Source organism: Subtercola boreus, from assembly GCF_003399625.1.
In the GTDB taxonomy this organism is placed as follows: domain Bacteria; phylum Actinomycetota; class Actinomycetes; order Actinomycetales; family Microbacteriaceae; genus Subtercola; species Subtercola boreus_C.
The window spans coordinates 1-12,564 of sequence record NZ_NBXA01000014.1; the positions used below are offsets into that span (position 1 = coordinate 1).

Consider the following 12,564-nt stretch of genomic DNA (forward strand, 5'->3'; position numbering starts at 1 on the left):
CGGTCCGCGCCAGGGGACATTTCCCCAATGAGCAAGCCGCACTGAAATGTGTCTACCTGGCCGTGATGAGCCTGGATCCGACCGGCCAAGGGCGGGCCCGCTGGACCCAACGATGGAAGGCCGCGCTCAACGCGTTCGACATCACTTTCAACGGCCGACTCACCGTCGGACGCTAACCCACAACAACACTAGTTACACCGAATTCTTGACAGACCCGAGCCGGGCCGAGTTCCGCCAAGTATCGGTGATGACCGCTTGGTTCTTTCGGACACCGTTGCTCAGAATCGAGTCACGGAGCAACGAGCAAAGCTCTTCAACGTCGGTTCTCACGATGTCGGTGACGTGGGTCTCCGACGAAGAGACTAGTGATTCTTCTGGTGATTCATACTGGTGGTTCTCTTCTGCCCCGTCACCTTGTCGGGTAGGCGAGGACAGGTTGTCGGGTAGGCCGGACAGGTTGCCTTGTAGGCGTTCTGCCTTGTGGGCAGTTTGACTGGTAGGCGTTTTGTCGGGTAGGTCGACGGTGAGAACATCCACCTGCAGCTCGTAACGGTCACTCGTCCGCCAGCCCTGCGCTCCGTGACGGTGTACCCGAACAAGCAGCTTCGCAGCCTCGAGGTACTTCAGTGCCCGCTCGATAGTCTTCACCGAGCGACCAGTCATCGCTGCCAGTTTCTCCTGCCCCGGATAGCAGGAGTTCGCCTCGTCGGCCATGTCGGCCAAGGCAACGAGAATCCCCTTGGCCGACCCTGTCAGAGGGAGGTCGTAAGCCCACTTAGTTGCTGTGTAGCTCACCGCGCAGATGCTTCCAGCAACGACGGTGCGGTCATCTCTGCGGCGATGATCTGGCCGATCGCGACGAGGCTCGGAGCGATCCCTTCAGGCGATACGTCACCGTCTATGAGGTGTTGGGCCATTTGGATAATGCTGCGGACCTGGCGGCCCAGCAGCGGGCTCGTAAGGCCGAGGTTCGCCAGCCTCTGGTAGTCGTACTCCGGTACGGCGGACCCGGCGAGGATCGACTCAATGCTCGGCCGATTCACCGGCTCTGTCGCGGCCAGCAGCTCGGCGATAACGACATCGAGGGGCGGGTTCGGGTTGATGGTGATCTGCACGGCGTTCACTCGCTTTCTCGACGGAACGCTGCGCCGCCGTCGCGCTTCTGTTTCAGGTGGGCGACGACCTTCTGCAGGTCGCTGCTGTTGATGGAGGCTGACGCCTCGGCGTAGTTCCGGCGAGCGCTTTTCATCCAGTCGGGCGGCATCGACATTGAGAACTTGTCTGCACCGCCAGCGACGAGACGCTGCATGTCGAACTCGGCGCGGTACTCCGCCTCGGTGACGCCGCAGAGGAACGACATGGCGTCCATTGAAATCACCGCTCCGAGGGCATCGGACTGGATCAAGAGCGGCTTGTCCTGGGCGGTCATACCTTGATCCGTCCCAGAATTCGACCAAACGCGTCGGCGCCGAGGTAGTCGGTGGTAGCCAGGTTGATCTCGGCTTCCGCGTTCTCTTCCGCCGTCTGGCAGGCCGGGCAGATGATCGCGACGGGGACGCCTTGACGGACATCGACATTCCAATTGCCGCGGTCACGGCCGGTTCGGCCGCAGCGTGAACAGGTGAGCCTGACGACCTTTTTCATGAGATGCTCCTGAGGTTTGTCTTTCGGTCCCGCTCGATGGCTAGCTCGTCGACTGACACGGCGGGCAAGAGTTCTTCTGGTGTCGGCATGGCGGTCAGGAACGCCTGCGCGGCGCCCGTTGTCAGGCCTGCCGCGAGCAACTGCGTCTGAACGTCGACCGATGACTTCTCGATCGTCGCCAGTGCGGTCTTCAGGTGTGCGTCAATGCGTGCCCGAGCGAGAGTGCGCAGCTCACCACGGCGGTGAGGATCGAGGCTTTCGCCGCGTCCCCGCCAGCCGAGCGTGAGCGAGGGCAGGAGGTTATCTGGGACACCCTCGGCGCCGAGCTCCTCACGGATCTTCGTGTTCGCAGCATCCAGGGCGATCTTTGCCTTGGCGATCGCCGCCTGCCACCGAACATCCTCAGCCGCGAACACCCGGGACAGCTGTTCCTCGGTTTCCGCCGTGAGCTCTGCAGCACGCTGCCGTGCTTGGTTTTTCGCCACGGTCGCCCGCTTGCGGGTCAGGCCGGCGAGGTCGCTACGCTCGGTTCGCGTCATCTCGGTCATGCCGACACCGTCTTCGGGTTTTCGGCGTTGAGTTCGTCGGCGAGGTCTGCCGCTCGGACCAGAGCGGCTGCGAACTCCCGGGCAGTGCGGCTGTCGGTCTCACCCTCACTGCTGGCGTCGACGTACACGATCCACGGGTTGCTGGTGTATACCCGTTCCACCTCGACCGACGCGTGCCCGTTCCCGTAGATCAGGATCTTCACGTCTCGGTTGTTCGGGTCGTCAGGGTCACCGTGATCGTCGGCGAGAGTGGTGTTCCATCCAGGGCGCTCCGACGGAAGCTCCTTCTGGCCCAACTCGTGTCGGCAATTGAAGATGATCTCCATGACCTCGTCGTACGTCAGCTCGAGGCGCGTTTTGCCTGCCGCCGCCGCTGCCTCGTCGAGAGCGATGTAGTCACCGGCGTAGAGCGGGATTTCCTCGTTGTCACGGAAGTGACGAAGCGGCCACTGGGCGGGGCCCTGCGGACGCGATTCATCCCTTTCGATGGCGTGGTAGTCGCCAGCCGCCGCGAGCAGAGCCGACGAGAGCGCGCAGGTCTCCGCATACGAGGTCAGGGATGTCTCCACCCGGTTTCCACCCACCCACAGATCGACCACTAGTGGGCCGGGCACGACCATGTCATCTTCGATGTTCAGCAGGTCTTGTCGCCGAACGACGGCAGACCCGATCTCCTTGCCGTCGACGATGGCGGCGTGTTCGGCTGCCGTGAAGTCCACAACCGGGTCGCCGTTCATTGTGTTCGACTCGTACACGGGGGACGCGACGTTCCAGGACGGCGTTGCGAACGGCCACATCGGGCCGGTTCCCGCCTTCCAGTCCGCGTACAACTCACCCGCCCACTCGGGCGACATGGGTGCGAGTTGCAAAGTTGTTGCTCTGCCGGTGTCGATGAGTCGGCGAACGAGCTCGACCCATTTGTCGGAGCCGCGCTCGATTGGTTCCGCGAGCCGGGCGTGCTCGGCGTCATGCGCGGCGACGACTTGCGCCAGCTGCTCCTTGGCCGAGGTGAGGTACTGCTGTTCGGTGCGGGTTTCGGCTATCGTAGTCATATCGATTCTTTTCCTTTGCTAGGTGGGGATTGCGGCCCGGTGGTCTGAAGCACCGGGCTTTCTTCATTCCGGACGCAGCTGCGTCGGAGAAGTTCTGCGTGCACGGCAGCCAACCCGAAGGCGACCACCGCGATGACGACGACGAGCGTCGTGGGGACGGTGAAGCCAGCGACCACCACGGCGGTGATCGCGAGCAGCCAGTTCATCGACCAGTGCGTGCGTCGATGAACTCCTGAAGGTGATCAGCCCGTACTCGGAACCGGGATCGTCCGTCCCGGCCGATGTCGACTGTTCGAATCGCGCCGTCGTGGATCAGCCTGTAGACGGTGTCGACGCTTGTCCCGAGATGATCAGCGACGCTCGGGATGGTGTGCAGACGGACGGCCTCCGCAACACTCGCGGCGGTCATGAGCGCACCAGACCCATTGCGTCGAAAACCTGATCGAAGAGGGCGAGATCTTGGCGGGTGTATCCGTTCACCTCGGTGACGACGCCGTTGATGGTACGCGGCACCTTGAGAGGCTCGCGGCCGTGCTTCGCGACGTATGCGCCCTTCAGGCGCTTGCCGAACTGGCTCCGCACTCGAGAACGTTCGACGCCCCCGATGCCGGTGTCTCGAAGATACGACTCGACATCCTGCGGGATTGTCGCAGTGTCGAGTTCCGGTTCGATGCCGAGGGCCTGGCCGATGACGAACCGGCCCTGCACCTCGAGGTAGGCGTCATCGACGATTCCCTTCAACGCGGCGAGCACGCCGGCCTGGGCCTGAGCCCGTCGTGCGAGGACATCGAGTTGGTCGATGGTGGCGTTCGGGTTGATAGCGCCGCCCTGGCTGAAGTAGGCCTCGATGACGTCGGCCACTTCGGATTGGTACGCGATCAGGAGGGGTCGACGCTGTTCGGACACGCGACTTTCGTCGATCGTCGCGAGGAGCATCAGCGCGGTACGGACGTCGACGATGGTGTGCTCGCGACGCTGGCCATCTCCGGGGACCTGCATCACCGTGGTGGTGACGGAGGCCCACGACTTGTTCATCAGCTTGCGGTGCTGGGGCTGGTACGCAATGCCGAGTGATTCGATGAACGGCTTCAGCAACACGTTTGGCTTGCCGTCGATGTGGACAGCGAGGATGTCTGATCCGTGGAATGGGATCGTCGCGACTTCAGCCGTGGGTTGGGTAATCTGGGGCACGATCGTTTCCTTGACTTAGCGGTTGGGTTTCGGTCTGACTTCCGATCCGGCTCACGGTGTTACAGCACCTGCCGGATCGGGAGTTTTCATATTGCAAACTTTGAGATCTGATTCTTTCGATATGAGAATCCCTGCAATGAATCTACCCGATTCTCAATTTGCGCGCAAGCCTCCTGTATATTTGCAATATGGCAATCGAATATTCGAGGACTCCCATCGGCACGCGGCTGGCGTTTTACCGAAAAATGGCGGGTTTCCGGACCCCTCAGGCATTAGCGGACGCAATTCCAAGCTCCGCCATCACCCGGTCCACGGTCGTCAATATCGAAGTTGGACGAAAAAAAGACCCCTCCTACTCCGAGGTGATGCTCATCGCAAGCGCTCTGGACATTTCGCCGCTTGCATTGATGGTGGATTTTGAGAACCCGTGGAGTCCAATCGATGTTGAGGGCATGGCTCGTCCTTATGGAGGAGTGACGTCGGTCGAGTATGTCTCGATGGTTCAGGTCTTGCAGTCCGAGTACTTTCGTAACCCTCCTGATACCTTTTGGGGTCTCGGGAGGCTTATGGATTCCTTGCACGGCGCAGAGGCGGCCGAGGCGGATGTCGCTGCAGTGGCTGAATCTGTAGCAAGGGGCGATAAGTGGGAAAAGCACGGTACGCACTGGCGGCTGGAGCTGGGTGAAAAATCAGTCAACATCGTTCTCAGTGATCTTGATGTTGATTCGCCCGAAAAGGCGGATCATGCCGCCGTTGAGATCGAGTATCAGGATTTGCTTCAAACAATTGCATTCTTCGACAATGTTGTAGAGAAGAAGCCGCATCTGAATCTGCCAGATTCTGTTTGGAACCGTGTCAATCACATTGGTGATGTTGTTGAGGAGTACTCGCGAGAAGTGCCAATCCCCAATGCGAATGTGAAGAGAAAACCCTGGGCGGGACCATCTCTTACGATGCCCCGTCTAAAGCATCAATCACATCTCAAGCTGCTATTTGATTTCGGCACTCCCGAAACGCGCCGAAGTGCGGTCGGAGCTTTTTCTGAACATCGGTCTGACTTTTACGACATGAATCTCTATAACACTGAGGGTCTCTATTCCCTTGGACTCGTTGATGAGGAGGAAACTGTCGGAGCCGTGCCTGCGATCCCGTCGGACGTAACCGCGCCGGTATCGGGTGAGATTGGGGACGAGCCAGGGAATGGCTGATGGGGTGAAGGGCGAGGGCTCGCTCTACGAGTACCGGAACGGGTACCGCGCGTACATCACGGTGAAGGGGAAGAGGAAGTATTTCTACTTCCCTGGCGTGACGAAGAAGGTTGCGACCCAGAAGCTTCGGGCACTTCTGGGTCAGCGTGACGACGGCACCTTGCCGCGTGGGAAGGACTACACGCTCGCCCAGTGGATGCGGCACTGGTTGTCGACCGCGAAGCTGAAGCCGGCAGTCCACACTAACTACCGGCACAACGTCGAGCACTACATCGTGCCTCAGATCGGGCACCTAAAGCTCAGTGAGCTCGAACCGGAAGACCTCGAGCGGCTCTACGACGACATGCTGTCCGGCAAGCTGTCCAAGGCGCGGGTTCACGCCGGGGATACGAAGCCCACCAAGCGGCCGCTGACACCTCGCGCTGTGATCAACGTACATTCGAACATTCGGCGCTCGCTCACCGTGGCGATGCAGCGCGGCCACGTCGGCCGGAACGTCGCGCAGCTCGTTGAACCGCCTCAGGCGACCAAGGCAGACACTAGGGCGCTGAGCGTGGCCGACGCGAAGGCGGTTCTCGCGCAGGCGAAGACAGACCGTTACGCGGCGCGCTGGTATCTCGGCCTTATGTTCGGGCTGCGGCCCGCGGAAGTGCTCGGGCTCGGATGGGAGCACATCGACTTCACCAGGCGCGTCGTGAAGGTGCGGCGCCAGCTACAGCGGGTGCGGGGGAGTGGCCTGCAGATCATCTCGTCGGCTAAGACCGACTCTGGCTGGCGCGACATTCCCGTGCCCCCGTTCGTCATGGCCATGCTGGCGGAAACGCGGGAGCAGCAGATGGTCGACCGCATTGAGTTCGGGGATACCTACACAGAGTGGGCGTTCGATGATGTGCCAGCCGCGCTGGTGTTCACACAGCCGAACGGCAGGCCTCTCGACATCGGGGTCGACACCAGAGGCTGGAGGAAGCTTCTCGACGCGGCCGGACTTCCGCATGAACGTCGTTACATCGGACGGCACACCGCAGCGTCAATCATGATCGACATGGGGGAGGAGATCTCCGTCGTCTCGAGCATCCTCGGTCACTCAAAAACGTCGTTCACCTATGACACGTACGTGCACCCGATGGAGGACACCAAGCGGGCTACGAGCGACCGTCTCGGAGCCTTCTACGGTTAGAAGGACCGTTTCTTCGAAGGCGAGCGATGCCTAGTCGCCCCTCTGTCAAGTTACGTCTTTGCGGCGTAGCGTAGGTCCTGTTGTCGGTGGTCCCTAATATTGTTTCTTCAAGAAGCCCCACCCGGGCGAATGCCAAACACGTTGAGGTGTTTGTGCGAGGATGACGAAACGAACCAAGCAGGAGGTTTGAAATGGTCCCCACGATTCAATTCTGGTCGCTGGACGACATCACCGAGCGTCGCGCTGCCCTGCTGCAGGAAGCACGTGCATCCATAGAGGAGCTCCGATCCAGAAATGCCGCTTTCATTCTGGAACCGGAAAAACAGGCCATCCTCCGAGAGCTCGACGATCTCGACTATCTCGCCGCGGGCGTACGATCCAGTTAAGGGCGACCCCCAGCTCGTTTCCGCCGTCACCGACTTCGCGCAGCAGCTAATAACGACGACAAACGGGGTTCTCCCCGGTGAGATCGCGTTCTCGGTTCGAGTGTCGGACCAGCACATCACGATCAATCAGGAAAATTCCGCGGGCATACCCTTATTAGTGGGTGGCGAGCAGCTGTTGTGGTTGGGGGTCAACTTCCGATGCATTTGGAATAGCGACAAAGAGTTCTTTGCGATCGACACCTCGTCTTTTCGAGTGCAGCCAGTACGATCGAACACCCCTCTCTTCACCTTCGACTACTTGCGGACCCCTAATTCGTCGACGGTCCCTTGTTCTCACATAAACGTCCACGCTCACCGAGATGAAGTCGTGGCTGCCATGCTGCAGTCAGGCAAACGTCACCGGGGGAAGACTCGGGCCAAAGCTGTCGACTCGGGGAAGATCCCAAGTCTCTCTCAGGTGCACCTACCCGTTGGCGGGCATAGGTTCCGCCCTTGCATCGAGGATGTCCTTCAGATGCTCATTGTCGAGTTCGGTATCGACACCAAGCCGGGGTATCAGGCTGTGCTTGACGCGGGGCGAAGTGACTACCGATCAACCCAACTCAGGACAGCTATAACCGATGATCTTGAACTAGCTGCGGAGATGCTCCGGGAACGCGGGTATGAAGTCACTCGAACTAGCGAAGCGTCTATTCGGCGTCACGATAGATTCGCCGCTTTTTAGGGTTCGCCAGCCGCCCGTTTGCGGTACCAGGTCGGTTTACGGCTGACGAATGGGTGCCATTTCCGGTGCCATTTCAGACGGAGGCCGGGACGCGAGGCCCGCTTGCCCTTTGTTTATTTGGAGGGGATGACCAGGATCGAACTGGCGTCATCAGTTTGGAAGACTGAGGCTCTACCATTGAGCTACATCCCCGCGCGCCGGGTGGCACTCAAATATCGTAGTACAGGTTTGGGCCAGCCCCGGTGCACTAGACTCGGTGAGGTTATTTCCCGGGGCGTAGCTCAGCTTGGTAGAGCGCTCGGTTTGGGACCGAGAGGTCGCAGGTTCGAATCCTGTCGCCCCGACAAGACCCACCAGAAGCATCCGTTCAACAGTTTCGATCCACAGGAGATTTTTCACGTGAAGACCACGGTAGAACAGCTCAGCCCCACGCGCGTCAAGCTCGAGATTTTCGTGACGCCCGAAGAGCTGAAGCCCAGCATCGACCACGCCTACAGCCACATCGCCGAGCAGGTCAACATCCCCGGTTTCCGAAAGGGCAAGGTTCCGCCGCCCCTGATCGACCAGCGCGTCGGCAAGGACGCCGTTCTCGAGCACGCGGTCAACGACGGTCTCGATGGCTTCTACCGCGCCGCGATCACCGAGAAGGAACTGCGGCCGCTCGGCCGCCCCGAGGCCGACATCGTCGAATGGCCGAGCAACAAGGACTTCACGGGCGACCTGCAGCTGAAGATCGAGGTGGATGTCCGCCCCGAGCTCGACCTGCCCGACTACAACGGGCTGGCCGTCACGGTCGACCCGATCGAGGTCAGCGACGAGGAGATCGACAGCGAGCTCGAGAAGCTCCGCAGCCGCTTCGGCACCCTCATCACCGTCGACCGTCCCATCAAGACGGGTGACTTCGCCCAGCTCGACCTGATCGCCACGATCGACGACGCCGAGGTCGACAACGCCACCGGCATCAGCTACGAGGTCGGTTCGGGTGAGCTGCTCGAGGGTCTCGACGGTGTCATCGACTCGCTGACCGCAGGTGAGACCACCTCGTTCGAGGCGCCCCTGCTCGGCGGCGAGTTCGCAGGCAAGGATGCCCTCGTCACGGTGACCATCAACTCGGTCAAGGAGCGCGAGCTTCCCGAGGCCGACGACGACTTCGCCCAGATCTCGAGCGAGTTCGACACGATCGACGAGCTGAAGGCCGACCTCAAGACCCAGGTCGAGCGCCAGAAGGCGTTCAGCCAGGTGACGGATGCCCGCACCAAGACGCTCGATGCGCTGCTCGCCCTCGTCGAGGTGCCGGTTCCCCCGAAGCTGATCGAAGACGAGGTGCACCGTCACCTCGAGAACGAGAGCCGCCTCGAGGACGACGAGCACCGCGCCGAGGTCACCGAGTCCAGCACGTCGACCTTCAAGACGCAGATCCTCCTCGACATCATCGCCGAGAAGGAAGAGGTCAAGGTCAGCCAGGACGAACTGACCCAGTACCTCGTGCAGAGTGCCGCCCAGTACGGCATGGAGCCGGCCGAGTTCGTTCAGGTCCTTGACCAGAACGGCCAGATCCCGTCGATGGTCGGCGAGGTCGCCCGCAACAAGGCGCTCGCCATCGTTCTCGACAAGGCTGTCGTCACCGACAGCAACGGCAAGACGGTCGACGTCTCCGAGTTCACCACGATCGCTCGTGGGGCCGATGAGCCGTTCGTCGCCGTCGATGGCGCAGACGACGACCACGAGGGCCACGACCACAGTGACCACGAGGGTCACTCGCACTAGTCACCTCTGCAGAAAGGGCCCCACGATCATCCGTGGGGCCCTTTTTCGTGCCCCGAGTCTGCCCCCAGCGAACACGGGCTGTGCGGGGGAGACGCTCCACTACATTCGAAGTACCGCAAGTGAATTGGAGCGACACACATGGCCGATATGGCGATGCCAAACAGCGTTTTCGAACGTCTTCTGAAAGACCGGATCATCTGGCTCGGCACTGAAGTCCGTGACGACATGGCCAACGAGATCTGCGCCAAGATCCTGCTTCTGGCAGCGGAAGACCCCCAGCGAGACATCTACCTCTACATCAATTCGCCCGGCGGATCCATCACCGCGGGCATGGCGATCTACGACACGATGAAGTTCGTGCCGAACGACATCGTCACGGTCGGCATCGGTATGGCCGCTTCGATGGGGCAGTTCCTGCTCTCCTCCGGTACCAAGGGCAAGCGGTACATCACGCCGAACGCCCGGGTTCTCCTCCACCAGCCCTCCGGTGGGTTCGGCGGCACGTCCGCCGACATCCAGACCCAGGCCCTTCTCATCCTCGACATGAAGAAGCGCATGGCGGAGCTCACGGCCGAGCAGACCGGCAAGACGCCGGAGCAGGTCATGATCGACGGTGACCGCGACAACTGGTTCACCGCCCAGGAAGCGCTCGAGTACGGCTTCGTCGACTACGTGCGTGAATTCTCCTCCGACGTCGCCGGTGGCGGCGGCACCGAGGTCGAAGACGCCGTCCCCTCCGCATCCAACTAGTCGCAACGCTCACCCCAAGAACAGAGACACTTATGCAAACCCCCATGTTCGGCGGAATGCCGACTTCTTCGCCCTACGGCAACGGTACGAGCCCGTCCGACCGCTACATCCTCCCGACCTTCGAAGAGCGCACGGCCTACGGCTACAAGCGCCAGGACCCGTACGCCAAGCTGTTCGAAGATCGCATCATCTTCCTCGGCGTGCAGATCGACGACGCCTCGGCCGACGATGTGATGGCCCAGCTCCTCGTGCTCGAGAGCCAGGATCCCGATCGCGACATCGAGATGTACATCAACTCGCCCGGTGGCTCGTTCACTGCGATGACGGCCATCTACGACACCATGCAGTACGTCAAGCCGAACATCCAGACGGTGTGCCTCGGCCAGGCGGCTTCGGCTGCTGCGGTCATCCTCGCAGCCGGCACCCCGGGCAAGCGCCTCGCTCTGCCGAACGCGCGGATCCTCATCCACCAGCCCTCCGCCGGTGGCCAGGGCGGCGGCCAGGCATCGGACATCGAGATCCAGGCGCGGGAGATCCTCCGCATGCGCACCTGGCTCGAGTCGACCCTCTCATCGCACTCGAACCGCACCCCCGAGCAGGTGAACAAGGACATCGACCGCGACAACATCCTGAGCGCCGCCGACGCCGTCGAGTACGGCATCATCGACCAGGTGCTGACCTCGCGGAAGAACGTTCCCGCGCTCGTCAAATAAGACCAGCAGCACCAGAGAAAGGCACCCGGCCTGCAGAATGCCGGGTGCCTTTCGCCGTCCCAATGGCCGCTGGCGTCAGTGGCACGGGTTAGGCTCTATCAAGGTCATACGAGGAGGATGAACATGGCACGCATCGGGGAGAGCGCCGACTTGCTCAAGTGTTCGTTCTGTGGCAAGAGCCAGAAGCAGGTTCAGCAGCTCATCGCCGGCCCGGGCGTGTACATCTGCGACGAGTGCGTCGAACTGTGCAACGAGATCATCGAAGAGCGACTCTCTGAGACGGGCGAAGAGGCCTCGAGCGAGTTCGAACTGCCGAAGCCGAAAGAGATCTTCGCCTTCCTCGAAGAGTACGTGATCGGCCAGGAGCAGGCGAAGAGGTCACTCGCCGTCGCTGTCTACAACCACTACAAGCGCGTGCGCGCCAAGAACACCCTCACGTCGGCCGATGCGGTCGCCAACGAGGTCGAGCTCGCGAAGAGCAACATCCTCCTGATCGGCCCGACCGGCTGCGGCAAGACCTATCTGGCGCAGACGCTCGCGAAGCAGCTCAACGTTCCGTTCGCGGTAGCGGATGCCACGGCCCTCACCGAAGCGGGCTACGTCGGCGAAGACGTGGAGAACATCCTCCTCAAACTGCTGCAGGCCGCCGACTTCGACGTGAAGAAGGCCGAGACCGGCATCATCTACATCGACGAGATCGACAAGATCGCCCGCAAGGCCGAGAACCCGTCGATCACCCGCGACGTGTCCGGCGAGGGTGTACAGCAGGCGCTGCTCAAGATCCTCGAGGGCACGGTCGCCTCGGTTCCGCCGCAGGGCGGCCGCAAGCATCCGCACCAGGAGTTCATCCAGATCGACACGACGAACGTGCTGTTCATCGTGGCCGGGGCCTTTGCGGGCCTCGAGGAGATCGTGGCCGAACGCAGCGGCAAGCGGGGCATCGGTTTCAACGCGCCGCTGCACTCCAAGCGCGACGACATCAACCTCTTCAGCGAGGTTCTGCCCGAAGACCTGCACAAGTTCGGGCTGATCCCCGAGTTCATCGGCCGGCTTCCCGTCGTGACCACGGTGACGCCGCTCGACCAGGTCGCGCTCATGCAGATCCTGACCGTTCCCCGCAACGCCCTCGTTCGCCAGTACCAGCGCATGTTCGAGATCGACGGCGTCGAGCTCGACTTCGAGAAGGACGCCCTCGAGGCGATCGCCGACCTCGCGGTGCTCCGCAAGACCGGTGCCCGCGGCCTCCGCGCGATCATGGAAGAGGTGCTCGGGCCGGTCATGTTCGAGGTGCCCTCGACCGACGAGGTCGCCAAGGTGATCATCACGCGCGAGGCCGTCGTGTCGAACGCTGCACCGACGATCGTGCCGCGTGCGGCTGCGCGTCGCGTCGAGAAGTCGGCGTAG

At 61.6% G+C, this 12,564-nt stretch carries 16 protein-coding genes, 2 tRNA genes and 1 pseudogene; 9 read left to right on the forward strand and 10 right to left on the reverse strand.

Annotated features, from left to right (window positions below; translation table 11 throughout):
- Positions 1–176: pseudogene (locus B7R21_RS06435) on the forward strand (IS256 family transposase); the annotation flags it as partial.
- A 16-nt stretch (positions 177–192) separates the two neighbouring features.
- Here the strand turns inward: B7R21_RS06435 and B7R21_RS06440 are convergent.
- The 9 genes from B7R21_RS06440 to B7R21_RS06480 are packed head-to-tail and all read right to left on the reverse strand — an operon-like array spanning position 193 to position 4,435.
- On the reverse strand, positions 193–795 hold the full coding sequence (locus B7R21_RS06440; RefSeq protein ID WP_116282431.1) for a helix-turn-helix domain-containing protein: 603 nt from the start codon (positions 793–795) through the stop codon (positions 193–195).
- Entirely contained in the window at positions 792–1,115 is a 324-nt protein-coding gene (locus B7R21_RS06445; protein ID WP_147305833.1) for a hypothetical protein, read from the reverse strand. The genes B7R21_RS06440 and B7R21_RS06445 overlap by 4 nt, the downstream gene beginning before the upstream one ends.
- Positions 1,116–1,120: 5 nt before the next feature.
- Positions 1,121–1,429 (reverse strand): hypothetical protein, encoded by a 309-nt coding sequence (locus tag B7R21_RS06450; protein ID WP_116282433.1) that lies wholly within the window; start codon positions 1,427–1,429, stop codon positions 1,121–1,123.
- A complete protein-coding gene (locus B7R21_RS06455) occupies positions 1,426–1,644 on the reverse strand; it encodes a hypothetical protein (RefSeq protein WP_116282434.1) in 219 nt (72 codons plus the stop codon). The genes B7R21_RS06450 and B7R21_RS06455 overlap by 4 nt, the downstream gene beginning before the upstream one ends.
- Entirely contained in the window at positions 1,641–2,192 is a 552-nt protein-coding gene (locus tag B7R21_RS06460; protein ID WP_116282435.1) for a hypothetical protein, read from the reverse strand. The genes B7R21_RS06455 and B7R21_RS06460 overlap by 4 nt, the downstream gene beginning before the upstream one ends.
- Positions 2,189–3,244: a hypothetical protein gene (locus tag B7R21_RS06465; RefSeq protein WP_116282436.1), complete on the reverse strand. Its 1,056-nt coding sequence runs from the start codon at positions 3,242–3,244 to the stop codon at positions 2,189–2,191. The genes B7R21_RS06460 and B7R21_RS06465 overlap by 4 nt, the downstream gene beginning before the upstream one ends.
- Positions 3,241–3,450, reverse strand: coding sequence for a hypothetical protein (locus B7R21_RS06470; protein WP_116282437.1), 210 nt, complete (start codon positions 3,448–3,450; stop codon positions 3,241–3,243). Before B7R21_RS06470 ends, B7R21_RS06465 begins: the two co-directional genes overlap by 4 nt.
- Positions 3,447–3,653: a helix-turn-helix domain-containing protein gene (locus B7R21_RS06475; RefSeq protein ID WP_116282438.1), complete on the reverse strand. Its 207-nt coding sequence runs from the start codon at positions 3,651–3,653 to the stop codon at positions 3,447–3,449. The genes B7R21_RS06470 and B7R21_RS06475 overlap by 4 nt, the downstream gene beginning before the upstream one ends.
- Positions 3,650–4,435 (reverse strand): phage antirepressor N-terminal domain-containing protein, encoded by a 786-nt coding sequence (locus B7R21_RS06480; RefSeq protein WP_172592076.1) that lies wholly within the window; start codon positions 4,433–4,435, stop codon positions 3,650–3,652. The genes B7R21_RS06475 and B7R21_RS06480 overlap by 4 nt, the downstream gene beginning before the upstream one ends.
- 188 nt (positions 4,436–4,623) lie before the next feature.
- Between B7R21_RS06480 and B7R21_RS19685 the strand changes: the two genes are divergently transcribed.
- The 3 genes from B7R21_RS19685 to B7R21_RS19690 all read left to right on the forward strand — a co-directional run bounded on the left by B7R21_RS19685 (position 4,624) and on the right by B7R21_RS19690 (position 7,206).
- A complete protein-coding gene (locus B7R21_RS19685; RefSeq protein WP_147305834.1) occupies positions 4,624–5,643 on the forward strand; it encodes a helix-turn-helix transcriptional regulator in 1,020 nt (339 codons plus the stop codon).
- On the forward strand, positions 5,636–6,820 hold the full coding sequence (locus tag B7R21_RS06485) for a tyrosine-type recombinase/integrase (RefSeq protein ID WP_116282440.1): 1,185 nt from the start codon (positions 5,636–5,638) through the stop codon (positions 6,818–6,820). The genes B7R21_RS19685 and B7R21_RS06485 overlap by 8 nt, the downstream gene beginning before the upstream one ends.
- Before the next feature lie 191 nt (positions 6,821–7,011).
- Positions 7,012–7,206, forward strand: a complete 195-nt coding sequence (locus tag B7R21_RS19690; protein ID WP_147305835.1) for a hypothetical protein — start codon at positions 7,012–7,014, stop codon at positions 7,204–7,206.
- 842 nt (positions 7,207–8,048) lie between these two features.
- Here the strand turns inward: B7R21_RS19690 and B7R21_RS06495 are convergent.
- A tRNA-Gly gene (locus tag B7R21_RS06495) sits at positions 8,049–8,122 on the reverse strand.
- 78 nt (positions 8,123–8,200) lie between these two features.
- Here B7R21_RS06495 and B7R21_RS06500 point away from each other — a divergent pair.
- From B7R21_RS06500 to clpX, 5 genes are all read left to right on the forward strand, one after another.
- A tRNA-Pro gene (locus tag B7R21_RS06500) sits at positions 8,201–8,274 on the forward strand.
- A 55-nt stretch (positions 8,275–8,329) separates the two neighbouring features.
- Positions 8,330–9,697, forward strand: coding sequence for a trigger factor (tig, locus tag B7R21_RS06505; RefSeq protein WP_172592077.1), 1,368 nt, complete (start codon positions 8,330–8,332; stop codon positions 9,695–9,697).
- Positions 9,698–9,844: 147 nt separating this feature from the next.
- Entirely contained in the window at positions 9,845–10,447 is a 603-nt protein-coding gene (locus tag B7R21_RS06510; RefSeq protein ID WP_116282443.1) for an ATP-dependent Clp protease proteolytic subunit, read from the forward strand.
- Between the two features lie 32 nt (positions 10,448–10,479).
- Positions 10,480–11,160 carry an ATP-dependent Clp protease proteolytic subunit gene (locus B7R21_RS06515; RefSeq protein ID WP_172592078.1) on the forward strand — a complete coding sequence of 227 codons (681 nt, stop codon included), beginning with the start codon at positions 10,480–10,482 and terminating at the stop codon, positions 11,158–11,160.
- A gap of 123 nt (positions 11,161–11,283) precedes the next feature.
- On the forward strand, positions 11,284–12,564 hold the full coding sequence (clpX, locus tag B7R21_RS06520; protein WP_116282567.1) for an ATP-dependent Clp protease ATP-binding subunit ClpX: 1,281 nt from the start codon (positions 11,284–11,286) through the stop codon (positions 12,562–12,564).

Coding starts and splice junctions, on each gene's coding strand:
- B7R21_RS06450 (WP_116282433.1), bottom strand. CDS start 1,429: ATGACCGCCCAGGACAAGCCGCTCTTGATCCAGTCCGATGCCCTCGGA.
- B7R21_RS06455 (WP_116282434.1), bottom strand. CDS start 1,644: ATGAAAAAGGTCGTCAGGCTCACCTGTTCACGCTGCGGCCGAACCGGC.
- B7R21_RS06460 (WP_116282435.1), bottom strand. CDS start 2,192: ATGACCGAGATGACGCGAACCGAGCGTAGCGACCTCGCCGGCCTGACC.
- B7R21_RS06465 (WP_116282436.1), bottom strand. CDS start 3,244: ATGACTACGATAGCCGAAACCCGCACCGAACAGCAGTACCTCACCTCG.
- B7R21_RS06470 (WP_116282437.1), bottom strand. CDS start 3,450: ATGAACTGGCTGCTCGCGATCACCGCCGTGGTGGTCGCTGGCTTCACC.
- B7R21_RS06475 (WP_116282438.1), bottom strand. CDS start 3,653: ATGACCGCCGCGAGTGTTGCGGAGGCCGTCCGTCTGCACACCATCCCG.
- B7R21_RS19685 (WP_147305834.1), top strand. CDS start 4,624: ATGGCAATCGAATATTCGAGGACTCCCATCGGCACGCGGCTGGCGTTT.
- B7R21_RS06485 (WP_116282440.1), top strand. CDS start 5,636: ATGGCTGATGGGGTGAAGGGCGAGGGCTCGCTCTACGAGTACCGGAAC.
- B7R21_RS19690 (WP_147305835.1), top strand. CDS start 7,012: ATGGTCCCCACGATTCAATTCTGGTCGCTGGACGACATCACCGAGCGT.
- B7R21_RS06510 (WP_116282443.1), top strand. CDS start 9,845: ATGGCGATGCCAAACAGCGTTTTCGAACGTCTTCTGAAAGACCGGATC.
- B7R21_RS06515 (WP_172592078.1), top strand. CDS start 10,480: ATGCAAACCCCCATGTTCGGCGGAATGCCGACTTCTTCGCCCTACGGC.
- clpX (WP_116282567.1), top strand. CDS start 11,284: ATGGCACGCATCGGGGAGAGCGCCGACTTGCTCAAGTGTTCGTTCTGT.